The sequence below is a fragment of the Rhizobium altiplani genome, assembly GCF_001542405.1.
Taxonomy (GTDB): domain Bacteria; phylum Pseudomonadota; class Alphaproteobacteria; order Rhizobiales; family Rhizobiaceae; genus Rhizobium; species Rhizobium altiplani.
Genome location: NZ_LNCD01000128.1, coordinates 51,691 through 73,777, shown reverse-complemented (window position 1 = coordinate 73,777; position 22,087 = coordinate 51,691). Strand labels below are relative to the sequence as shown.

Here is a 22,087-nt window from a genome sequence, read left to right as displayed (position 1 = left end):
GGCGTCGCCGAACGGCGCACTCATACCTATGTCCGCAACGGCACGACCTCCCTGTTCGCCGCGCTCGACGTCGCGACTGGCGCCGTGATCGGTCATTGCTACAAGCGTCACCGAGCGACCGAATTCCTCGACTTTTTGAAGCGGATTGACGCCGAAATGCCCAATGGGCCGGACGTGCATCTGGTGATGGACAACTATGCCACCCACAAGACACCAAGGGTCAAGGCCTGGCTCGCGCGCCGCCCACACTGGCACGTTCACTTCACGCCAACGTCGGCATCCTGGATCAATCAGGTCGAGCGATGGTTCGCAGAGCTGACGCGAAAACAGTTGCAGCGCGGCGTACACCGTTCCACTGCAGAACTTGAAGCCGACATCGACGCTTTCATAGAAACCCACAACGACAATCCCACCCCATACAAGTGGGTCAAATCCGCCGACCAGATCCTCGCGTCGGTCAAACGCTTTTGCCAGAAGACAATGAACCGAACTTCAGATTCAGGTGACTAGTTCCTTCATGACATTGAGAACCTCGCCGACCAGTTCGGGGTCCAATGCACTCGTAGGCTCGTCGAACAGTATCAGCTTTGGCTGCATGGCAAGAGCCCGCGCGATGGCGACACGCTGTTGCTGCCCCCCAGAAAGAGTGCGGGGATAGGCGTTGCGCTTGTTTTCCAGACCGACCTTCTTGAGAAGACTTTCCGCGTAGTCGGTCGCGTCGCGCTTGGACTGTTTTCTCACTCCGACCGGGGCTTCGATCAAGTTTTCGGCGACTGTCATGTGCGGAAACAGGTTGAAGCTCTGGAACACCATTCCGATATCCGCGCGGATCTTGGCGATCTCTCGCGGCCGGAGCTCGTAGAGCTTATTGTTGCGTTCCCGATATCCGACGAGGCTCCCACCCACCGAGAGGTGGCCGCCATCGATGCGCTCCAAATGGTTCATGCAGCGTAGGAAAGTGCTCTTCCCCGATCCCGAAGGACCCAAGATGCAAGAGACTTGGCCATACGGAACATCGAAATTGATGTCCTTGAGGACCTCAAGGTGTCCAAAAGATTTTCGCACTCCTCGTGCAGAGACGGCGTTTTGCGGATTGATCTGACCAGAGCGGGAATCACGCATTGGAATTCTCCTCGGCAGTCGACGAGGCCTTTATGGTACCCCGAAGCTCACTGCGACCGAAGTGTCTTTCGAGGAAGAACTGAACGAAGGACAGGATCGTAGTCAGCACCAGATACCAGACCGACGCTACAATCAGCAGAGGGATAGTCTGGAAGTTGGTGGAGTAGATCAGCTGAGCTGAGTAGAGCAGCTCCTGCATCGCGATCACGCTTACCAACGACGTTGTCTTGAGCATACCGATCAGCTGGTTCCCCGTGGGCGGGACAATGACGCGCATCGCCTGAGGCAGAATGATCCGGAAAAGAATTCGCGGTCCGGTCATTCCGAGCGCTTCAGCGGCTTCGCGTTGTCCTTGAGGGACTGCATTCAGTCCCGAGCGGACGATTTCGGACATGTACGCACCCTCGTTAAGCCCGAGGCCCAAGACTGCTGCTACGTAAATCGTGATATATTGGTTTGCGTCGAGACTTGCGAAAGTCGGGCCGAAGGGAAATCCGATGTCGATTGTCGGATACAATGCTGACAGGTTGTACCAGAAGATGAGCTGCACGAGCAGCGGCGATCCGCGGAAGAGCCAAGCGTAGGCGGAAGCGAAACGCGAGAGTAACGGGTTTTTTGAAATTCGCATGATCGCGAGCACAGTGCCGAGCGACGTGCCTATCAACATGGCAGCTATCGTCAACCAGATCGTCGCATAAAGTCCCTGGAGTATGGACGGATCAAAAATGTACTGCCAAACCACGTCCCACTTGAAACGAGGATTGGTGACCATCGAGGTTGCGCAGGCAAATACAATGAGCCCGATAATACACGCGGCGGTCCACCGCCCGTAGTGTTTGAGAGGAACTACCTGCATTTCCGCGAAATCGGGGGCAGCCCGATGCGTATCACTGATTATCGACATCGCCAACTCCCTGAGACTTCTCATAATGCCGGCTGCCGAGAGCCCGGCCGGCTGCGGAGCGGTCACCCACGGCGTGTGGATGACCGCATTTGAGTTAGTAGGTCGGCGGGGTCGAGCTAGCGTCGTAGATTTCGGACTTGGTGATTGCTCCGAAGCCCGCATGATTGGCATCAAGAATCTTCTGGTACTCACCGGATTCAATCAGAGAGTCCATTGCTTCCTTTACTGCCTCGTTCAGCCCCTTTGCACGATCTCCCCTGGAAACAGCGATCGCGGTCACGCCACCACCGATCTGCCCGTTCACGGCAAGACCAGGGTTGCCGCTCAGAGCTTCTTCGACCGCACCTCGGTCGGCGTACACAGCATTGACACGACCGCTCGTAACAGCCAAAACTGCATTAGCCGTTGAAGGAAATGCGCTGATTTTTATGGGCTTGTCGCACTTCTCAGCCTCCTTGGTAAGGGTTGCAAGTTCGACGGATCCCGCCATAGACGCGACTGACTTACCGCACATGTCGGCAACCTTGACCGGCTTGAGGTTGCTATCATTCTTCACAAGGAATGAGCTGAATGTGTGCCAGCTGGTAACCATGTCGACCACCTTGAGACGCTCCGCAGTGACGTAGAACTCACCGAACGACAAGTCATATTTCTTAGCCGCCATTCCGGCGAGGGCGGCGGTGAATGGTACGAGCGAAAACTCGGCCTTCAAGCCGAGCTTCTTTGAGACCGCCATAGCAAGATCGGGATCAATGCCCTTGAGCGCCGCGCCGTCCTTATAAGCGAATGGCTTCCCCTGATCCGGAATAGCTATCCGCAGTACTCCCGACTTCTGCACCTCCTGAGACAGCGCTGCCTTCGCGTCTTGCGCTCGGGCCACGACAGGACCCAGTGCGGTTCCTGCCAATGCACATGCTGCGAGCAGCAGATTTCTCCAGCGTGTCTTGTTCATGTACCCCTCCAATATTGGTTCTATTTCCCGCGCCGGCAGCTCATAGCCCCGGCGACTTCGATACCATACTAGCAAGTTTAAAAATTTGTCCAGCGAGTGCTTTTTAATTTTGATAATAATGTTGCGATCATTCGATAGGGTGCGTCTTCAGGCAACCAGTCAACCGAGGCGTTAGACGTTAAAGAAACAGGAAAAGGTTAAGCGGAATCGCCGCGAGGTTCGAAGGCAATAGCTCGTTGTTAGCTCCGAGTCGCAAGCCGCCAGCCGCACGCTATGTTACGAACTTTCTCGCGGATTAGCGGTTGCGTTTATCGATGGGTCACTAATCGCGGGAAATTGCCTTCGTCAGTGCCACGGGTTTTAAACTGCTCCACAAGGGAGCTGAGGGACTGCGCTTCTCGATGAAGGCCGGCGCTCGCTGCCGTCGTCTCTTCCACCATCGCAGCATTGCGTTGAGTGAATTCGTCCAGCTGGCCAACGGCATTGTTGATTTCGCGAAGGCCAGTTGCCTGCTCCGAGGCAGACGCAGAAATCTGCCTGATCACATCATTGATCTGCGCAACCTGGAGGGCGATGCCACGCAGAGCGTCACCCGCTGACGCCACGAGGGCGGCGCCGGTCGCGACTTGAGACGACGAATTTTGAACCAGTAATTTTATTTCCTTTGCCGCGGCAGCGGAGCGTTGCGCAAGTTCACGCACCTCCTGTGCGACGACTGCGAACCCCTTACCGGCCTCGCCGGCGCGGGCCGCTTCCACTCCGGCGTTCAGCGCCAGCAGGTTAGTCTGGAATGCTATTTCATCGATAACACCGATGATGCGACCTACTTCCTTCGACGATTGCTCGATGTCTTGCATGGCTTCAATTGCTCGGAGAACCACCTGCGCCGATCGCTCCGCATCGCTGCTGGCATTACCGACGGTGGCTGCTGCCTGCTTTGCGTGGTCTGCGCCCGCGTTGATCTGTACAGTTAACTGATTTAGCGCTGCAGCGGTCTCCTCGAGGTTTGCTGCTTGCTGTTCGGTTCGCTTTGACAGGTTGTTCGCCGCCGAACTGATATTCTTGGAGCCAGCGCTAATGGTAACGACTGCGGTACTGACCTTACTCACCAGGTCGATGAGGCCATCCACTGCGGAATTGAAGTCGACGCGGAGCTGATCGTAGCTCGCCTCGAACGTTTGGCGAATACGGTACGTTAGGTCGCCGGCCGCTAGGTGCCTAAGTCCTTCACCGAGCGATCGCACCACTTCCCGTTGAACCGCCTCCGCGCGCTGGTGCTCGTTATCGCGTTGGGCTCTTTCTTCGTCAGCCGCAGTGCGCTCCAGTTCCGCCCTAACTTCGATTTCCTTGCCGCGCGCGAGGCCGTTCCTGAAGCCCTCGAGCGCCTTAGCCACAGAGCCGATTTCGTCACCTCTATTCTGGCCAGAGACTTCGCTTTCGTAATCGCCATCAGACAAACTGCCCACCGCGGTGACAAGGTTCGAGATTGGATGTCGAACGAATACGCGTATCGCCACGTAAAGTCCGGCGATGACGGTCAGCATGACGCAGAAGCCAGCCGCGAGCATCAGAAGTGTCTGATCGCGGACCGGGACACCAATAGCTGAGCTCGGAACATCGAGGACCAGCGTCCATTTCGCCCCAAGGCCAGGCAGGTCGAACGGGTACGCAATTCGCGTAAATTGGATATCACCTTCGCCTACCTGTCCGACTTCGAATGGAAGGTCGCTAACCGTGGCCGCTTCGATACGTTCCTTCTGCGCCCCATCGTACGGTTGCATCAGGTCCGCTTCGTGCGCCCCGACGAGCCACCTCATATCTTGTGATATAAGCATCACGCGGCCCGAGCCGAACGGCCTGGCCTTCGCAACTTGTTCGGAAAGACTTTCGAGCGAGACGTCAATTCCAGCAACCCCGATCAGGTTGCCTGCCGAGAAGACAGGGTGAGCAATGGTGACCATCAGAATTCCGGAGGTCTCTCCTGAACCGATGGTCGGGACGCCCATAAGCGCATGGCCGGCCTTGGCTGTAGAAGCGAACCAGTCATCGTTAACACTGAACGGAAATGCCGACAGGCCAAGGGTGCCGTCTTGGTTGCGGGTCCAGTAAGGACTAAGATGACCGTCCTCATTTGCGCCAAGGTCGGTTCGGTTCTTCACCTCATCGCGTTAGCCGTCGAACGCCTTATCCGCTTCGGCAAAGTAGCTGCCAAGAGCGAGGGGGTTCGTCATGTTCGCCTTGAGCATGCTGATCAAACCCTTTCGGTCCAGTGTATGCTCGCCATGGCCGTTGCCGATGGAGGCGGCTGTCGCGCCGACTGAGCCATTGAGAAGCGAGATTTCGCTAACGATCTCCGAAGCGATGGCTCTCGCCTCGGTAGAAGCAATCCGAGTTACCAGATCCGACACTCTGTGCCGAGTTTCGAAGATGAGCACGGCATTGGATGCGACCAGAACTGTAGAGATGATCGTGCCAGTTACCAGAAGCAGCTTTGTCGCCAAGGAAATGTTTTTGAATTTTCGCATCTCGCTCTCCCGTGAGCATCAGTTCGTGCGCCATCGGGATTGATGGCTGAGATGGACGTGAGTTTGCTTAGGCGCACTTAAATATTTACTAAACTTATTCGTACGCAGAAAATACTTATACGTACGCACTGCGACAGGCGCGCTGATTTCGATACCGAGCAAAGAAGGCAGCGCGTAGTGGAACCAGATCAGACTTACCAACAACGGCGTGCAGCGGAACAGCTTCTGTTAATGCGACCAAAGACCACGCGAGAAGCCGAATTTCGGACATCCTGACGAAGGCCCGCTTGCCCAAAGAAAAGCCACCGGCGATGGTAAGGAGGTAAAGACGACGGTGTAAAGGAGCCCGCTCAGCAAGAGACCGCGATACTCGAATATTACGTTCAGATTCCAAGCGTACGTTCAGCGTCCCGATTATTAATGTATGAGCAGGCAAACCAAAAATACGATCGCTTAAGCGATATATCGAACCACGCGACCGAGGGACGGGACTGCCCAGACGGCTGCTCCTCATGCAATGAAATGAGCGCCTTAAGCAGCCGGGCTATTAATTCCAATAAACCCTGTTAAAGCGGCCCATAGATAGGCGAAAACGCCTGCCCAACTATCTTCCCCCTCCTGCGAGGCGACGGCCGATTTGAGATCGGCCGTTTTCTCCCCGCGAAGCGGCACTCCTTCGTGGCTTGTCTCCGGGTAGATCATGCTGAAGCCACCGCCCATCGCAATGGCACACCGACTTTCGTCATTATCCGTCACGCTCGCTCTCCCGTTAAACAAATTAGCTAGACGAAGTCGCTCAAATCGCAGGAAGTTTTCCGAACCACGGTAGGGCTTCCTCCAATCGTGCTGACAGCCGCAAAAGACTGTCTTCCGCACCGAATGGTGCGATCAGTTGAACGCCGATGGGAAGGTCCGATGAAGACCAGTGCAGCGGCACGCTCGCTGCGGGCTGCCCGGACGCATTGATGATCGCAAGGAAGGTCGCGTACCGGCTGATTTTCGTGCGGAAACTGAAGAAGTCATCGTCCATGTTGATCGCGCCAAGCTCTGCAGGTGGTTGCATCAACGTCGGCGTGAGAATGAAATCGAAGTCCTGGAGATAGTTTTCGAGCTGACGACCGATCGTGTGGAAACGTGTTATCGCCAGTGCATAGGTTTCCGCGCTTAGCGTTTTACCCCTCTGATAAGCATCCAAGATGGCCGGCTCGAGCTTCTGCTCCCAGCCCGATCCCAAATTGTTGCGGACTTTCCCGTTGACCGAAACGGTAACGTTGGCCGCCATCACATTGATTTGCGCTTCCACGAACTTCGAGAACTGGATTGGCGGCAACGGAGATTCTACCACTTCGTGGCCCATGCTCTCCAGCAGGGTCTTCGCCGTGATAAGCGCGGCGATGCAATCTTCGTGGACTGGAATGTCTTCGAAACCAACTTTCCACGTTGCGATTCGTAAAGGTCTTGCGAAAGGCTTGTCCAAATTTTCGAGGTAGGCCCCCCTTTTTGGCGGAGCCGCATAGGGTGCCCCGATCTCCATTCCGGCAATGCCATCGAGGGCTGCTGCGGTATCTCTGACCGAGCGGGACAACACGCCGTCGGTCGCGAGACCGCCCCACCCCTCACCCCTGGCCGGACCTGTCGGGACCAAACCGCGCGATGGCTTGAGGCCGTAGATCCCACAGCACGAGGCTGGAATGCGAATTGAACCACCGCCATCACTAGCGTGAGCAAGAGGCACGATGCCTGCTGCGATCGCAGCGGCTGCCCCGCCGCTCGATCCCCCGGTCGAGCGCGCGAGATCCCAGGGGTTGCGCGTTGGACCGCCATTCTGGATTGCCTCCGTGGTTGGAGCCATGCTGAACTCGGGAACAGTCGTTCGCGCGAACGGAACAAGCCCGTCATCCAGAAATCGACTAGTCAAGGTCGAGTTGAAGTTGATTTCGGTCCCCTCGAACAGTCGGGAGCCCAGCGAGTTGGTCAGCGCAGGATAGCCTAGCCCCGAGTCCTTCAACAAGAAGGGCAGTGCACCGAAATGCCCTTTGAGGGTCGCCGCTCGCGCGGTCTCGCGAGCCTGCTGGTAATTCGCGTTGCAAAGCGCGTTGATCTTGGGATTGATCTGCTCCGCCCGGTCGATGGCGCAATCCATCAACTCCAGCGGGGTCACCTCCTTCTCACAAAGCATCCTGGCGAAATCGAGACCGTCGTGCTTCCTATAATCGCTGTTGTTCATTTTGTCTTTTCCCGCGTTTCTCGGTGCTTCAAGCAGCTGCTAGCGCGTCTTCCGCACGGGCTTTGAGAGCCTTTTTGTCCACCTTTCCGGTCTTGCCCTGGGGCAGTTCGGACTCGAAGTAGATCGTGCGCGGGACTTTGAAATCGGAGAGCTTCTGGTCCAGGTACGCGATGAGCTCCTCAGGGCTGAGAACCGTGTTCGCGCGCAGTACGACGAAGGCGATCGGAACTTCCCCGAAAATGCGATCGAGGACACTGACGACCGCCGCGTCCTGCACGGATGGATGACTGATGATTGTCTGTTCTACTTCCGCGGGTGAGATATTGTGGCCACCTCGGATAATAATGTCCTTGATCCGCCCGACTATGTAGTAGAACCCGTCCTTATCCTGCCTGACGAGATCTCCTGTTCTAAAGAGTCCGTCCTGCAACGCAGCGGCTGTCATCGCTTCGTCTTTAGCGTATCGCTTGACCGTAGACGGACCGCGCACATAAGCTTCGCCGGCCTCGCCCAGCTCGCATTCGGTACCGTCTGGGTTCATGATCTTGACTGTGACGCCCGGACCGGCCCTTCCGATAGCTCCCGCCGGAAGAGGGGTTGGGTCATCGTAGTAGCGACCAAAGACAGGCGTGACCTCTGTAAGCGCGTAATAGTTCTGCAACGGTTTGCCGAATTTAGCCTCGAACCGGGCCGACACCGCCTCCGGGAGAGGCGCCCCCGAACAGATGAGCAGCCTGCTATTCGACAAGTCGAAAGATAGATCACGTTGTTCGCAATACTCCATCATCATGGAAAACATTGTTGGCACGCCGTGATAGACGGTCACCGAATAGGTGTTGAAAGCCTCGAGCACGTCGCGAGGGTGGAAGCGGCGCAAGAGAACTACGGTTCCGCCGACAGATAAAGCGGTTGCAGCCGCGGTTGATAATCCGAAAATATAACCCAGCGGCAGAGCGACCAAGGTGACGTCATTATCCGAGACGCCCCACATCGTGGACAGCGACGCTGCCACGCCGATCTGGCACCGTTGGTCCAACACCACGGCCTTCTGATTGCCTGTCGTGCCGGACGAGTAGGTAATGATGAAGTCGTCCTCGACATCAATTCTGGCGTGAGGATGCTCAGCTATAGATGGCTCTGCGGTGAGTTCGGAAATGGGAAGCAGCTTGTCTTCCGGCACCGCCTGCCTCGCGATTTCCTTAACGTAGTCGTCAAAGAAGAGGACCTTTGCGCCACTGTGCTTGAAGTTGTAAGCGACCTCCGGAGCCGTCAGGTTTGGGTTTACGGGAACAAACACCGCGCCGATCTTTGCAGCGGCGTAATAGCAATAAATCTGCTCCGGATGGTTCTGTCCAAAAACGGCGAAAACGTCGCCTTTCCCAATACCAAGAGATGACAAACGCGCGATAACATCTTCAATACGGGACAAAAGCAACGCGTAGCCAATGGCTTCGCCTTCGTGGACGATCGCAATCTTCTCCATGCGCCCCCGAGCCGCCGCCAATAGTACGTTGTAAACCGACGAAAAGGGTGTTTGGTGTTCCATTAGGTATTCCTAGGAAGGCGGTTGGGTTCGTTGGTAGAGGAGGATTTAAGAATTGAGGGCGACCGGTTCTGCACTTCGTCCGCTACGGTCCGGAAGACTACCCCCGGAGTTGTAGCCATGTAATCGATCAGTCTTCCAAGCATATTGAGGCGGGGGCCACGTCCTATTACTTGCGGATGCATAGTAAGGGTGAAGACCCCGTCTCCTAAGCTGTGGCAGAAATCAAACTCTTCTCTCCACAGTTCGAAGACTTCCCCAGGCGTCCGCAACCCGAGATACATTGGCTTATTGAGAAACGTGAAATGAGGAAAATCGTCGAGTTCCCAGGCGACAGGGACCTCGATCACATTGCTCGGCTCTCCCAGTTGGTAGTCGTCTTCGGTCGCGACGTAGTTCTTGCGCGCTCTGTATGGCTGAAAGTCGTCGGCCATCATGCTCGAGTCATAGAGGATCCCTCTCTCCTCGAGGATCGATATCGAATCCGGAGTGAGGTCCCACGCTGGAGACCTGTAGCCTACGGGGTTGTAGTCTTCGCCCAAAACTCCACGAAGCTTCTTGATCGAGCGGTCGATGAGCCTTTCTTCCTCGGCACGGGAAAGGCCTACTGGGGTCTCGTGACAATAGCCGTGAAGCGCGATCTCGTGTCCAAGCTCGCGGATTCGGCCTGTCTCGGTTGGAAACGCCCCTGCGGTATGCGATGGCACGAAAAATGTTGCGGGAATGCTGTTCCGAGTGAGCAGGTCAAGCACTCTCGGCAGTCCCACAAGCGCACCAAACTCGCCCCGTGAAAGGGGCGTGGCGCTTATTTGGCGCATGGTGCTGATCCATAGCGATACCGCGTCAAAATCGAAAGTCAGACAGACCGTCGTCATATTGCCTCCGGACCTAGACTCACCTTTTGTACTAAGGCGTATTATTTCCGTCCTATGAGTATCCCTACCCAGATTGGCTGCACATTGCAAGTCGAACATGCCGGCGCGCACAAAATACATTCTCCCTAGTATTTTTCAGTACGGTGGCGGGTGTGTAACTCAAGGCGCCCCCAGTCTCTTGCTATCTCGTTCCTTTGGGCTTTCTCTGGAAGGTGCGAAGAAATCCACGGCGGATTGTACGCAAAAGGCAGCTTCACATTCTTGACAGAATGTTTTTCGTATCCGAGGGTACGCGTGCGATAAAGGTCGCAATTAAGGACAATTGGGAGAGCTGCGCGCAATGAACAGTGATCAATCATTTCTCATTACCCGTCGCAATTTCGTGGCGAGTTCACTGGCGGCCGCAGGGGGAGCCGTCACGATGGGTATTCCGATCTCTAGCTGGGCAGCCGGGAAAGCACCGGTCGCCACCACCGTCAACGGACCCGTTTTGGGCTATGCCACTGCGAACGTTAACGTCTTCAAGGGTATCCCGTACGGCGCACCAACCGGCGGCAGCGCACGATTCAAGCGCTCCACGCATCCCAGCCCGTGGTCAGAGCCCCGCGTGACCCATGCGGTAGGCGACCCGTGCTACCAGATCAACGAAGACTGGAAGGGGTGGGTCGACAACCGAAACGGCAGCGAAGACTGCCTGGTGCTCAACGTCTGGTCGCCGATCGGAGCAGAGCGCAAACCCGTAATGGTCTTCCTTCATGGCGGCGCTTACAGATTTGGCTCGGGCGGAGCGCAGCTCTACGACGGAGAGAACCTGTCGGAGCGCGGTGACGTTGTCGTCGTGACCGTCAATCACCGGCTTCACGCACTTGGCTTCACGTATTTCGCCGACCTCGCGCCTCAAGCTGGTTTCGCCACGAATGTTGGACTTCTCGATCTGGTCGACGCGCTTGAATGGGTGAAAGCCAACATCGCTCAGTTTGGCGGAGACCCGGGTAATGTCACCATCTTCGGCGAGTCGGGAGGCGGCGGCAAGGTTTCATGCTTGATGGCCATGCCCTCTGCAAAAGGTCTCTTTCATCGCGCAATCGTGCAGAGCGGCGCGCAGCGAAGGTTGAGGACTCGGGAAGAGGCGACCAAGGATACGATCGCACTTCTGAAAGAGCTGAACCTGGGGGAGAAGGATGCGGTCAAGCTAACCGACGTTCCGGTCGAAAAGCTGTTCGCTGCGTTCAAAAAGGTTCTGGAAGACGGCAGCTCTGCGCCTGAACTTCCCACGGCATTCTCTCCGGTTATGGACGGTGAGATTCTACCCTGGAATCCAACCGACGACGAGGCCCTCAAGCTATCGAGCAGCGTCCCGAAAATGTATGGTACGAACGCCCACGAGACAGCCTATTATCTGGATTTCGCGGGGCTTCTTACCGTTCCAAAATCGGACGACGATGTTGTCCGCGACACGGCAGCATTCTTCAAGACGAAGTTCAAGCCCGAGCATAGCGCCGAGATCGCTAAGCTTCTAGCGGATTACAAAGCAAGATCCCCTAATGAGCCCTTGGACCGGATCAAGGGAAGGATAATTTCAGACCTATGGATGGCATCGGATGCAGTGAAGGCTGCGACCCGGGCATCGTTGGACGCCTCGGCTGCTCCGGTTTATCACTACATGTTCACATGGGAGGAGCCCTACAAGGGTGACTTCTGGTCGATCCACGGCGCTGAGCTATTGTTTGTCTTCGGCCGGGTGGACGCGGATGAAATGTGGGGCGAAGCGGGTGCGCCGACTGCCAGGGCTGATCGAGACCCGGAAGGAATGAGGTATATTTTGCGCGACGACATCATCTCCGCGTGGACGTCGTTCGCCAAGGACGGCAAACCACACCTCAAGGACAAGACGGAGTGGACCGCGTTTGACGCGGAGGGACTACGAAGCATGGTTTTTGGCAAAATCTCTGCGCTTGAATCCGATATCTTCGGTCCGAGAACACGGGAGCTGTTCTCCAGGATCGAGCTTGGTGTAGGAGCGTGACAACGCGGACCACGGGACGAACTGTCCCGTGGCCGGCCTTTTCCATCACGGAACGACGGCGATAACTTCAATCTCCGCGAACAGCCTTGGATCGTAGAGACCCGCCTGAACCATGACGCTGGCAGGCGGGCACTCCTGATTGTAGTGCAGGGCTCGGACCTCCTTGATCGTTCTGAGCAACTCCGGTGAGAACTCGCGGACGAAGCAAGTCGTTCGCGCCACGTGCTCGAAGCCCAGACCCGCCTTCTCGAGCGTACGCTTGAGATTCTCGAACATTGCGATGACCTGATCCTCAATAGAACTTGTTACCGGCTCTCCAGACGCGTCCAGGCCACAGTGACCTCCGGACACAAAGAACCCTGAGCCCTTGATCAACATTCCCTGCGAGAGACCTGGCCATTCAGCCTCCGGCGGATTCACTGCGGTCAACATTGGTGTCACATCCTTTACCTTAAGTTTGAAGCAAGCCGCGCTGTGGTGCACGCCAAGGAGACTGATAAAGATATTTTGCATACTTGTCAGTATGTCATCGGCCGCTAATTTTGTCTGCGGACGTATGCACGATAAATTTTTTGGATTTCTTTATATACTCTTGAGTATGTTTATCGCATCTTCTAGTATGTGGACGCTCGCCTTCGATGCCGAGATCGACGGAGTACTGGCCCGAAAGAGGTGCCGCAGAGACATCGGCAGGTTGCAGCGACTTCTTTGAACACTTTACGATGGGGATTGCATGCCAAAAGGAACACCGTCCCACTGGGTAACCGGGGTCAGCGAAATTTCCGAGTCCGACATTTTCATTCGCGGGTATGCGATGAACGAGCTTGTCGGGACGGTTCCGTTCTCAGCCATCACCTACTTGCTGATCCGCGGCGAATTACCCACACCCGGCCAAGCCCGTATGATGGACGTCATTCTCTCGTCCATTCTCGACTACGGTTTGCAGAAGTCTGGAACTGTCGCTGCTCGTGCGGTCGTCTCCGTAAACCCGGTGATGACCGCGGGGCTTGGCGCTGCCGTTCTAGCTGCCGGCGAGTACGCCTTGTCTCCGGAGGACACGGGTCGATTCATTGCTGAAACTTTCGCCAAATGGCAAGCGAGCGGGAAGTCTAAGGAAGAGGCCGCAACCGCGCTCGTGAGCGAACTCCGTGCGGCTAAGAAGAGGGTACCGGGGTTTGGTCACCAGGTATTTCGGTATGTCGATCCGCGTTCGCAGCGGCTGAAGGCTCTGGCAAAAGAGCAAGGCGTCTGGGGTGAGGCCATTGAGTGGTACGAGGCGGTCCATAAGGCGTTTCAAGATGCGACCAACAAGCCGGAACTTGTATTGAACGATGTCGGAATGCTCGCGGCGATCATGGTTCAGATGGGCTTTACGCCGCAGGAGATGTGCGGCCTCGCCCTGCTGTCGACGATGCCGGGATTGATCGCCCACGTGTCGGAAGAGCTTCAGTCAGGTGTCCGCAATCGACTCATCCCAGATTCTCACGTCGAATACGAAACCCCGAGGCGGGATCTTGCGGGTGAACTCACAAAGTTGGGATGGCGGTAAAGCAGCAAGCCGGCAATCGAATGTCACCCGTGCCGTACTGCTCGCTTGACATAGCAAACCGGCTAGTAGAAAATACATTCTGCGCAGTATGTCACGAAGACTTGGGCATATTCGTTCGGCCCCACGAACAGTTCAGCGCCGCGGCGCATATGGAGGGAATTAATGGATACGACACTTGAACGCCCGACTTTGATTGTTGGACCGAACGCGATGTTCTTCGACGACTTTAAGGTGGGGCAGGAGTGGACGACGCCGCGCCGGACCATCACCGAGACCGACATCGTCATGTTCGCCGCTCTTACCGGTGATCATAATCCTGTCCATACCGACGAGATTTTCGCTCAGTCCACTCCGTTCGGTGCTCGTATTCTCCATGGGCCTGCGGTTTTCGCGATCGTTACAGGTCTTGAATTCCGTCTAGGCATTAAGGAAGGCACCGCGATTGCATTCTTGGGAATGACCTGGGATCTGAAAGCACCGGTAAAAATGGGCGACACGATCCATGTGTATCAGCGTGTAGAGGAGGTTCGGCGCACGTCCAATCCGGAGCGGGGGATCGTCAACTTCTGGCTCGAGGTCCGCAATCAAAAGGGCGACGTTTGTCAGCAAGGGATTTGGAAAGTCATGTTCCACTCCCGCAATGCTGGATGAGGACAGGACCGCATTGTTGGAGCCTACGCAATATCACGCGGTCCAAAACATGGGAGCGGGCCAGCAGCAGGAGCGCAGTTTTAGATATGGACATCATCGTACTAATCAAGAAAGTTCCCGATCCGAATGTTCCGGAACACTTCGTGTCGATCTCGGATAACCACGAGAATATCATCCTCCACGCGTCGTCCCAGTATTCGATAAATCTTTATGACCTCAACGCGGTAGAAGCCGCGATCAGCCTCAAAGAAGCGCACGGGGGTACCATCACCGTCGTGACGGCGGACGACGCTTCGGCGGACCAATATCTGCGTCGAGTTCTGGCGATGGGTGCGGATAGCGCTGTCCGAGTGGAACTTGATCCAGCCGTTCGCAACGACGCATTCCAGACTGCCGATGCTCTTGCATCTGCCATCAAAGCGATAGGTATTCCGTCGCTGATCATTGCCGGCCGACAGGCGTCTGACACCGACGCGGGTTATGTACCATTCCTGGTCGCTCACGGACTGGGAATTCCAGCGATTTCGCCGGTTGTTGCGTTCAAGTCCGCCACGGACAAGACCATCAACGTAGGCAAATTGTCGGAGGTAAGCATCGATGAGTATGAACTGGCTCTGCCGGCGATGGTCCTGGTCTCGAATGAGATCAATAAGCCGAGAACTCCTGGTCTTAAGGGTGTAATGGCAGCCAAGAAGGCAACGATCGATGTTGTTGAGCGAGCCTCGGGTCAAGTGGAGTCCAAGCCCACCTATGCGCCTAGGAAGGGACAGCGCACTGTCCAATCAACGCAGTTCATCGAGGGCAGCGACGACGACAAGGCGGCCGCCCTCGTCGCCGCTCTCCAAAACTGAGGCTCAGGAATGACAAACGCTCTATTCGTACTTCATCACTCTGCGGACACCCGGGCCACCGAATTCGGGACCCTCGCCTCGCTGGCCGCTTCGCTCAACAGTGCTGGATACACCAGCGACTTGTTTATCCTTGACACGACTGCTGCCTCAACCGTTACGGTCAAGGCCGGCGGTGTATTTCGGAAAATTTCAGCGGTCTCGGCCGGGAAGCCCGTAGGCGATGGAGCGGACTACCTGGTGCAAGCAGTTCGTAAAGCATCGTCTGACTCATCGGTCATTGTTGCCTTGGGAACGGTTTCGAATAGGAACTGGGGGCCGCAAGTGGCAGCGGCGCAAGGCGCAGAATTCCTGACGGCTTGCGAGACGATTAATGCCGGTCGCGACGGTATAACCGCTACGGCTCCAGCATTGGGAGGGCTGGTGGTGAAGACCGTCGACCTCGGCAGCAAGCAAGCAGTCTTGCTTTATAGCGGAGAGGCACTTCCTGCGCCCGCTTTTGCCGACGTCGAGGCGGCCGTGTCGACAGATGAAGCTTCCGAAGGCCGGGTTCGGTTTGTTGCCTCGGAAGCATTGCCGGATACAGGAGGCATTCCGCTCCGTGGAGCGAGCAAGGTCGTGGCGGGCGGTCTTGGCGTAGGCTCGGGCGACAAGTGGCGGATTATCGAGGAGTTCGCCGGAAAGGTCGACGCTGCAGTCGGTGCAAGCCGTGCGGCAGTGGAAATGGGCTGGGTGCCGTCAAGCCGCCAGGTAGGCTTCTCCGGACAGAAGGTTAGTCCGGATGTCTACGTAGCGATTGGCATCTCCGGCGCCGTCCACCATCTAGCAGGGATCGGAGGCGCGAAGAAGATCGTGGCCATCAACAAGGACCCCGACGCCAGTATCTTCAAGGTGTCTGACGTCGCCATCGTTGGCGACTACGAGCATATACTCGCTGCAGCGATGCGCAAGTTGTAGTAACAATCGGATCGCAATATCCGTCCGCTGGGAGGTACCACGGCGACGGCTTGATCAATACATGAGGCGGCCCAAGGCAGCCTGCACAAGGGAACACCGAAATGAGCGGCAAACGTATCGTCGTTATTGGTGCGAGCCGATTGGGTTGTGACTTCGCTTTGGCGGCCGGTTCGGCGGGGCATGAAGTTACGCTGGTCGATGAGCATCCGCAGGAATTAAAGAGCATGTCGTTCGACGCTCCGTATTTTTACGGTTCGGGACTGCCCGCATCTCTTAGCGACGAGACAGCCGTTTTCGATAACGTCCTTAGCTCCAACGAAGCCCTTCTCGAATGCGTCGAGAACGACGTGGACGTCAAGATTGGCGTCGTTGCGTGGGGCGCATTTCACAATGCGCCGAATTCACAGCACATAGGTGTTCCCAAGGTCGGCATCGTTTCCCGCGAAGGCAACGAACTTCTAGAGTATGACCAGCTGGTTCTCGCGACAGGCTCCCGTGACTTTGTTCCATCCTTCAAAGGCTGGGAACTTCCCGGCGTTCTTGGTGCCAAGGCTGGATTGAAACTTCTTCAATCCTATCAGTGTTTCAACGGCAGCCGCTGTCTCGTCCTCGGAACGACGGCGGTGGCGGTCGAATTTGCCAAGGCCGCGCGAGATTTCGGCATCGATGTCGCGGGCTTCGTCGAACCCACAGCATCGTTCCAGGCAGAAACCGAAATGCTTGAATGGGTCTCGTCGGAAGGAATTCCGATCTACTACGAGAGCGTGATCCTCGAGGCCAAGGGAACAGACAAGATTGGGTCAGCGGCCATCATCGCCGCAGATGGCTCGGGCAGTTTAGCGGAAATTGCCTGTGACTCGATCTGCGTCGCTATCGGTGTGTTGCCAAACGTCGAGCTTCCAGCCGCCATGGGCTGTGAAATGCGGTTCGACGACACGATCCCGGCCTGGGTACCTAAAGTCAAGGGGGACCGCGAAACGTCGATATCTCAGGTCTTTTGGCTTTCTTCTTTCGATCCGACCGACGAACAACCGGCGAAAGCATTGGCGGCGATAGAAAATGGACCAACTGGAACGAACGCAGCACTGGCTGAATCGGATGGCAGACAAGCAGACTACATCAATCTTTGGGTCGCCAAGCTGCATGAAATGGGCGGCGCTGACGTCGTGCTTTGCCAGTGTGAAACCGTTACGCGCGGCGAGTTTCTAAATCTACAGCCCCCGCGCTATCTCAAGGCCGGCCTCAAGGTGATCCATGATCCTGTGACAGGTGGTGAAGGCGGACCGAAAATCAGCCAGGACCTTGCCAAGCGCATGACGCGCGTTGGCATGGGCCATTGCCAGGGCAAGCGTTGCCGCGACGAAGCGGCTTTCTTGCTCTCGCAACGATTCGGCGTGCCATTGCGAGATATCAGGCCAGGCAGTTATCGGTTCCCGATCCGCCCTATCGACATGTCCCTGATAGCAGCAGAAGATGACGATTATCACACTCGCGAAAAGTGGCCTCACTGGATGCATGAGGAAGTCGTTCCGGTCGATGTGGCAGGCACCGAGTAAGGAGGATTGAGATGAATCACTACGACATTATTGTCGTCGGTTCCGGCCTTCTCGGATTGTCGACTGCTTACAATGCTCAAAAAGCTGGCGCGGGGGTGTTGGTTGTCGACCGAGGCCCCGTCGCATACGAAGCCTCGTCTCGCGCGACAGGCTACCTGAGCGTCAGAGCTGACGACCCCGATGAAGCTCCTCTAGCGAAAATGGCCGAGGACCTATGGGGAACACTTGATGAAGAACTTGGATATCCTACCGAATGGACGCCCAAGGGCCGTCTCTGGGTTGCGTTCTCCGATAAGCAGGTTGACGAACTGCATGAGACGTACAAGGCATTCCAACGGGCCGACGATAGCTTCGAAATCATCGACGCGGATGCATGTCGAAAATTGATCCCAATACTGTCTCCTGAAACGCGCGCTGGTCTTTATACACCACGCTCGGGCCACGCTAATCCTCAACGCGTTTCACAGGCGTACGCATGGGCGTTCCAGGACCGCGGCGGAACGATTGTCGAAAACAACCCTGTCTATTCTGTTATTGCAGAGGGCGGAAAGGTGAAGGGGGTCAGGACGGCGCGCGATAAAGTGTACGCCGATCGCGTCGTGCTCTGCGCTGGCGGCTACAACGCCACTTTGCTTCAGCCTTTTGGCGTGGCTTTTCCAGTTGCGACCGTGCGACTTGAAGCGTTGGTGACAACGCCCCTGCCCCATATGTATGACGTCGGCTTCATCGGCCTCAATGGTCTTTCTATCCGCCAGACAAAGCGCGGGAACCTTCATGCTAACGGCGGCCCGCACGAATGGGTGGATGTCAACGCCGACGAGGAGCCTGCTAAGCCAAACACCCCTATCGTCCGCAACCTCGTCCGTCGGATGATCGAGGCCTTTCCAGTCGCCGCGGGTGCGCAACTGCTCCGAACCTGGGCTGGCGTTCTCGACATCACGAAAGACCAGAAGACGATCGTTCACAGGTTCGACGAACCGGAAGGGCTCTTGGTCGCGGCCGGTGCCGGTCACGGCTTCGGTATGGCTCCTTCCGTGGGGATTGCCATGTCGGAGCTTGCTCTCGAAGGAAAAACGCGGGCACCGATTGAGAAGCTTACCCTGGACAGGTTCGCGAACCTAAACCCGAACTGGAAGGCCGATAAACGGTGGACGCCGGGGTCTTATAACACTTAATAAACGAAAGGCCGGCCAAAGCACAGGTCGGCTTTTTTTTCTGCGTGCCGCTCTTGGCTTGTCATTTCAGCTCTTATACCGTAGAGAACGAAAAAATACTTCAGAAGGTGGCCGATGGATATGGAATCGCAGAAAATCAGCGCGAAACCGAGCATTCGGGATAAAATCAAGCAGCAAAAAACCGAACTTATCCAGGAAGAGATTCTGGAAGCGGCATCGCGCTTGATCGCAGCTCGCGGGTTCCGCGCGGTAACGGTCGACGACATTAGCGCCGAGATGGGTTTTACCAAATCCATTATCTACTATTACATGAAGAGCAAAAACGAGATTCTGTGGCGGATTTTCGAGAAGATTGATGTCACTTATGCAGAGGGCCTTGAGGAGGCATTGCAGTCGGGCGGCAGCACGACCGACGTTCTTGCGAGCATCGTAAAGATGCACTCTCTAAACGTAATGCAGCATCAATCCTGGGCTACCATTTACAATCGTGATGAGAACGAGTTGATCGATGATCAGCACGCGATCGTCACGGCCAACCGCCGCAAGTACAACAAGCAGATCCAGGGTTTGTATTCTAGGGGCGTAACCGAGGGCGTTTTTAGGGACACTCCTCCGTTCATCGCGGTAAGCTGCCTAATCGGCGCGTGCAATTGGGCCTACACCTGGTTCAAGCCAGGCCTGAAACATACGGCCGAGGAAGTTGCGTCTGCGTTCGCTGACCAGCTCATTCTAGGCGTTTTAATCAAGAATTGAGCTTTTGCCCGGCCGTCGTGGCCTCCCGATCATGGATTGGGGGGGGGTCAAGCTTCCCGCTGATTACAGCCTTCAAAGAGATTTGTTCGGGACGACCCCTGGCATTTTCGAACGCCAGGGGCGATTTTCATCATAACTACTGGATGGTCCAGCCGCCGTCGATGACAAGGGAATGTCCGGCCATGTAGCCAGCGTACGGAGACGCCGCAAACATGATCGCATTAGCGATATCCAGTGGCGCGCCCTTCTTCCCGGCTGGTACGCGCTTCAGGGCATCGGGGTTGACCCCCACACCACGGGCCATATCGGGAGCGGTATCTCCCAGAATGCGTGCAGAATTGCCACGCATATCGGTCTGAATCATTCCCGGGCATACCGAGTTGATCACAACACCGGTCTTCGTCAGTTCGACGGCCATCTGGCGCGTTAGGCCAATAACTCCGAACTTGGACGTTGTGTAGGCAAGACCGTCGGCACCACCGAGAATGCCGCCGACGGAAGCGACGTTTATGATTCTTCCTTCGCCTCGCGCAACCATGTCTTTGAGTACGGCGCGGCAGAAGTAAAACGTGCCGCGGAGGTTGGTGTTAATGACTTTCTCCCACAGTTCGTTCGACGTATCGAGTACGCCAGCAAAGCCGTCGAATACTGATGCGTTGTTCACGAGCACGTCAATCCGGCCATGCTTTGAAAGCACATGGGCGATTACGCTGTTGATCGAGCTTTCCTGCTGGACGTCGGTCTTTACGAATTCGACGGTGATCCCTTCGGAAGCAAGCGATGAAACAACATCCTGCCCCTTGTCCTCGAGGTAGCCCGCAATCACGACATCCCCGCCAGCCCGCGCGAACGCTTCGACGGTTGCCCGGCCGATTCCCGTCTCGCCGCCAGTGATAACCACTACTTTTCCCTTAAAGTCGAACATGAATGTCTCCTGCAGCTTCGCGTTCAATTCTCACGTCCGAGTCGCGGACGAGCACACGGGCGTTCTCAACCAGAGGTGGCGGACATCCTCGACGGCTCCGCCCCCTGGTCGGTTAACATACCGACAAGTACAATACAATACCAGAGAGATTGCGCAACCCTTAGCCGGGGCACGGAATGGGAAAAGTCGCACATCAATAATACGGCTCTTTACAAACGTACCGATCATAATGTTTATTATACCCATTGGTCGACAAACAAGCGCGATCGGTGGAAGGCTCAACACCTGGAGCGCGATACCGATTTGTTACTGGCTCGGAGGACGGACACTTGCAGACAGAAATCACGAAAATCTTGGGGATCGAAATTCCGATCTTTGCCTTCTCGCATTGCCGGGACGTTGTCGCAGCAGTGACCAAGGCGGGCGGCATGGGATCGCTCGGGGCAGCCTGGATGACGCCTGAGGAACTCGAAATGTCAATTGAATGGATCGAGCAGCGCGTCGACGGTCGTCCGTTCTCCGTGGATCTTGTGTTTCCCGGTACCGGTGGTGAAGACGTCGAAAAGACACCAGCTGAGTACAGAAAGATGATCCCTCAAAGCCACCTCGAATTCGTAAAGCATATGCTTGACGACGCAGGCATTGCCGATCTTTCTGAAAAAGATCGCGACGAGTATCTGGCCGAGTCTGCTGAGAAGATGTCGATGACCAACAAAAAGAGCCGGGAACAGCTTGAGGTCGTCCTTAGCAAGAAGTCCGTAAACCTCGTCGTCGGTGCGCTTGGCGTGACGCCAGACTGGGTCGTCAAGGAGGCTCATTCAAAGGGCGTGAAAGTCGGCGCGCTTGTCGGTTCAGGTCGACATGCTGCTAAACAGCGTGAAGCTGGCGTCGATGTTTTAGTTGCACAAGGAACGGAAGCGGGTGGTAGCGTCGGGAACATCGCCTCTATGGTGCTCTGGCCGCAGGTTGTGGAAGCAGCCGCCGGGACGCCGGTCCTTGCAGCCGGCGGCATCTCCCGTGGCTCACAGATTTTGGCGGCGCTTGCGCTCGGATGCCAAGGCGTCTGGATGGGATCACTGTGGCTGGGCACAGCGGAAAGCGATCTAAGCATTGAGATGCGTGAAAAGCTTTTTGCGGCGGCTTCTGAAGATGCTCGCATCGCCAAGGTTATGACCGGTAAGCAGGGTCGCATGCTCTATACTAAATATGTAGAAAACTGGCAGAAGCCGGACGCACCGCAGCCGCTCCAGTGGCCAATGCAGAGCATCCTGAACGGCTATCCTTACAAGCGTGCCGAGCGCGGGCGCAATCTTGACTACTGGACGTATGCGGTAGGTCAGGTGGTTGGCGATATGCATGAACATACCACCGTGAAGAGCGAGATTGAACGCATGCTGAACGAATACGTGGAGGCTCTCGAGAAGCTTCAAGGCGTAACCGCGTATTGAGTTCGATCGCCCGCCATTCTCCGGTGGCGGACATTTCACACTGACATTGAC

The 22,087-nt window shown here is 56.2% G+C and carries 21 protein-coding genes; 10 read left to right on the top strand and 11 right to left on the bottom strand.

Annotated features, from left to right (window positions below):
- Nucleotides 1-510: IS630 family transposase (locus AS026_RS31910; RefSeq protein ID WP_131815275.1), on the top strand; the 510-nt coding region annotated here is incomplete at its 5' end.
- On the opposite strand, the gene AS026_RS31905 is transcribed toward AS026_RS31910, so the two are convergent.
- From AS026_RS31905 to AS026_RS31865, 9 genes are all read right to left on the bottom strand, one after another.
- On the bottom strand, nt 499-1,122 hold the full coding sequence (locus tag AS026_RS31905) for an amino acid ABC transporter ATP-binding protein (protein ID WP_328285788.1): 624 nt from the start codon (nt 1,120-1,122) through the stop codon (nt 499-501). The genes AS026_RS31910 and AS026_RS31905 overlap by 12 nt on opposite strands.
- Nucleotides 1,115-2,026 carry an amino acid ABC transporter permease gene (locus tag AS026_RS31900; protein WP_007539377.1) on the bottom strand — a complete coding sequence of 304 codons (912 nt, stop codon included), beginning with the start codon at nt 2,024-2,026 and terminating at the stop codon, nt 1,115-1,117. Before AS026_RS31900 ends, AS026_RS31905 begins: the two co-directional genes overlap by 8 nt.
- 94 nt (nt 2,027-2,120) lie before the next feature.
- Nucleotides 2,121-2,978 (bottom strand): transporter substrate-binding domain-containing protein, encoded by an 858-nt coding sequence (locus AS026_RS31895; protein ID WP_007539379.1) that lies wholly within the window; start codon nt 2,976-2,978, stop codon nt 2,121-2,123.
- A gap of 308 nt (nt 2,979-3,286) precedes the next feature.
- Nucleotides 3,287-5,137: a methyl-accepting chemotaxis protein gene (locus AS026_RS31890; protein ID WP_007539381.1), complete on the bottom strand. Its 1,851-nt coding sequence runs from the start codon at nt 5,135-5,137 to the stop codon at nt 3,287-3,289.
- Between the two features lie 9 nt (nt 5,138-5,146).
- Complete coding sequence (locus AS026_RS31885; protein ID WP_007539382.1) at nt 5,147-5,503, bottom strand: hypothetical protein; 357 nt, start codon at nt 5,501-5,503, stop codon at nt 5,147-5,149.
- A gap of 531 nt (nt 5,504-6,034) precedes the next feature.
- Complete coding sequence (locus AS026_RS31880; protein WP_007539388.1) at nt 6,035-6,259, bottom strand: hypothetical protein; 225 nt, start codon at nt 6,257-6,259, stop codon at nt 6,035-6,037.
- Nucleotides 6,260-6,299: 40 nt separating this feature from the next.
- Nucleotides 6,300-7,730, bottom strand: coding sequence for an amidase (locus tag AS026_RS31875; protein ID WP_007539391.1), 1,431 nt, complete (start codon nt 7,728-7,730; stop codon nt 6,300-6,302).
- A 28-nt stretch (nt 7,731-7,758) separates the two neighbouring features.
- Nucleotides 7,759-9,276: a class I adenylate-forming enzyme family protein gene (locus AS026_RS31870; protein WP_007539393.1), complete on the bottom strand. Its 1,518-nt coding sequence runs from the start codon at nt 9,274-9,276 to the stop codon at nt 7,759-7,761.
- The gene (locus AS026_RS31865) at nt 9,276-10,148 is read right to left on the bottom strand and encodes a polysaccharide deacetylase family protein (protein ID WP_051177353.1); all 873 of its coding nucleotides are present in this window, start codon (nt 10,146-10,148) and stop codon (nt 9,276-9,278) included. The genes AS026_RS31870 and AS026_RS31865 overlap by 1 nt, the downstream gene beginning before the upstream one ends.
- A 340-nt stretch (nt 10,149-10,488) precedes the next feature.
- On the opposite strand from AS026_RS31865, the gene AS026_RS31860 reads away from it, so the two are divergent.
- Nucleotides 10,489-12,174 (top strand): carboxylesterase/lipase family protein, encoded by a 1,686-nt coding sequence (locus AS026_RS31860; protein WP_007539396.1) that lies wholly within the window; start codon nt 10,489-10,491, stop codon nt 12,172-12,174.
- Nucleotides 12,175-12,219: 45 nt separating this feature from the next.
- On the opposite strand, the gene AS026_RS31855 is transcribed toward AS026_RS31860, so the two are convergent.
- Nucleotides 12,220-12,606, bottom strand: coding sequence for a RidA family protein (locus AS026_RS31855; RefSeq protein ID WP_007539398.1), 387 nt, complete (start codon nt 12,604-12,606; stop codon nt 12,220-12,222).
- Between the two features lie 301 nt (nt 12,607-12,907).
- Here AS026_RS31855 and AS026_RS31845 point away from each other — a divergent pair, with 301 nt between their 5' ends.
- The 7 genes from AS026_RS31845 (at nt 12,908) to AS026_RS31815 (ending at nt 19,663) form a co-directional block, all read left to right on the top strand.
- Nucleotides 12,908-13,723: a citryl-CoA lyase gene (locus AS026_RS31845; RefSeq protein WP_007539400.1), complete on the top strand. Its 816-nt coding sequence runs from the start codon at nt 12,908-12,910 to the stop codon at nt 13,721-13,723.
- A gap of 162 nt (nt 13,724-13,885) precedes the next feature.
- Nucleotides 13,886-14,374, top strand: coding sequence for a MaoC/PaaZ C-terminal domain-containing protein (locus tag AS026_RS31840; protein ID WP_007539402.1), 489 nt, complete (start codon nt 13,886-13,888; stop codon nt 14,372-14,374).
- A gap of 86 nt (nt 14,375-14,460) precedes the next feature.
- On the top strand, nt 14,461-15,225 hold the full coding sequence (locus tag AS026_RS31835) for an electron transfer flavoprotein subunit beta/FixA family protein (RefSeq protein ID WP_007539404.1): 765 nt from the start codon (nt 14,461-14,463) through the stop codon (nt 15,223-15,225).
- Between the two features lie 9 nt (nt 15,226-15,234).
- Nucleotides 15,235-16,179 (top strand): electron transfer flavoprotein subunit alpha/FixB family protein, encoded by a 945-nt coding sequence (locus AS026_RS31830; protein ID WP_028749032.1) that lies wholly within the window; start codon nt 15,235-15,237, stop codon nt 16,177-16,179.
- Nucleotides 16,180-16,280: 101 nt separating this feature from the next.
- Nucleotides 16,281-17,735, top strand: a complete 1,455-nt coding sequence (locus tag AS026_RS31825) for an FAD-dependent oxidoreductase (protein ID WP_007539408.1) — start codon at nt 16,281-16,283, stop codon at nt 17,733-17,735.
- Between the two features lie 11 nt (nt 17,736-17,746).
- Nucleotides 17,747-18,910 carry an NAD(P)/FAD-dependent oxidoreductase gene (locus AS026_RS31820; protein ID WP_007539410.1) on the top strand — a complete coding sequence of 388 codons (1,164 nt, stop codon included), beginning with the start codon at nt 17,747-17,749 and terminating at the stop codon, nt 18,908-18,910.
- Nucleotides 18,911-19,024: 114 nt separating this feature from the next.
- Nucleotides 19,025-19,663, top strand: coding sequence for a TetR/AcrR family transcriptional regulator (locus tag AS026_RS31815; RefSeq protein WP_007539412.1), 639 nt, complete (start codon nt 19,025-19,027; stop codon nt 19,661-19,663).
- 136 nt (nt 19,664-19,799) lie between these two features.
- Here AS026_RS31815 and AS026_RS31810 read toward each other — a convergent pair whose 3' ends face one another.
- Entirely contained in the window at nt 19,800-20,588 is a 789-nt protein-coding gene (locus AS026_RS31810; RefSeq protein ID WP_007539414.1) for an SDR family NAD(P)-dependent oxidoreductase, read from the bottom strand.
- Between the two features lie 269 nt (nt 20,589-20,857).
- Here AS026_RS31810 and AS026_RS31805 point away from each other — a divergent pair, with 269 nt between their 5' ends.
- Nucleotides 20,858-22,036: a nitronate monooxygenase gene (locus AS026_RS31805; RefSeq protein ID WP_245307701.1), complete on the top strand. Its 1,179-nt coding sequence runs from the start codon at nt 20,858-20,860 to the stop codon at nt 22,034-22,036.
- Nucleotides 22,037-22,087 lie beyond the last annotated feature (51 nt).

Bases quoted from the DNA above. Each gene is read 5' to 3' on its own strand.
- AS026_RS31905 (WP_328285788.1), bottom strand. From the start codon at position 1,122: ATGCGTGATTCCCGCTCTGGTCAGATCAATCCGCAAAACGCCGTCTCT.
- AS026_RS31900 (WP_007539377.1), bottom strand. From the start codon at position 2,026: ATGTCGATAATCAGTGATACGCATCGGGCTGCCCCCGATTTCGCGGAA.
- AS026_RS31895 (WP_007539379.1), bottom strand. From the start codon at position 2,978: ATGAACAAGACACGCTGGAGAAATCTGCTGCTCGCAGCATGTGCATTG.
- AS026_RS31885 (WP_007539382.1), bottom strand. From the start codon at position 5,503: ATGCGAAAATTCAAAAACATTTCCTTGGCGACAAAGCTGCTTCTGGTA.
- AS026_RS31875 (WP_007539391.1), bottom strand. From the start codon at position 7,730: ATGAACAACAGCGATTATAGGAAGCACGACGGTCTCGATTTCGCCAGG.
- AS026_RS31870 (WP_007539393.1), bottom strand. From the start codon at position 9,276: ATGGAACACCAAACACCCTTTTCGTCGGTTTACAACGTACTATTGGCG.
- AS026_RS31865 (WP_051177353.1), bottom strand. From the start codon at position 10,148: ATGACGACGGTCTGTCTGACTTTCGATTTTGACGCGGTATCGCTATGG.
- AS026_RS31860 (WP_007539396.1), top strand. From the start codon at position 10,489: ATGAACAGTGATCAATCATTTCTCATTACCCGTCGCAATTTCGTGGCG.
- AS026_RS31855 (WP_007539398.1), bottom strand. From the start codon at position 12,606: ATGTTGACCGCAGTGAATCCGCCGGAGGCTGAATGGCCAGGTCTCTCG.
- AS026_RS31845 (WP_007539400.1), top strand. From the start codon at position 12,908: ATGCCAAAAGGAACACCGTCCCACTGGGTAACCGGGGTCAGCGAAATT.
- AS026_RS31840 (WP_007539402.1), top strand. From the start codon at position 13,886: ATGGATACGACACTTGAACGCCCGACTTTGATTGTTGGACCGAACGCG.
- AS026_RS31835 (WP_007539404.1), top strand. From the start codon at position 14,461: ATGGACATCATCGTACTAATCAAGAAAGTTCCCGATCCGAATGTTCCG.
- AS026_RS31830 (WP_028749032.1), top strand. From the start codon at position 15,235: ATGACAAACGCTCTATTCGTACTTCATCACTCTGCGGACACCCGGGCC.
- AS026_RS31825 (WP_007539408.1), top strand. From the start codon at position 16,281: ATGAGCGGCAAACGTATCGTCGTTATTGGTGCGAGCCGATTGGGTTGT.
- AS026_RS31820 (WP_007539410.1), top strand. From the start codon at position 17,747: ATGAATCACTACGACATTATTGTCGTCGGTTCCGGCCTTCTCGGATTG.
- AS026_RS31815 (WP_007539412.1), top strand. From the start codon at position 19,025: ATGGATATGGAATCGCAGAAAATCAGCGCGAAACCGAGCATTCGGGAT.
- AS026_RS31810 (WP_007539414.1), bottom strand. From the start codon at position 20,588: ATGTTCGACTTTAAGGGAAAAGTAGTGGTTATCACTGGCGGCGAGACG.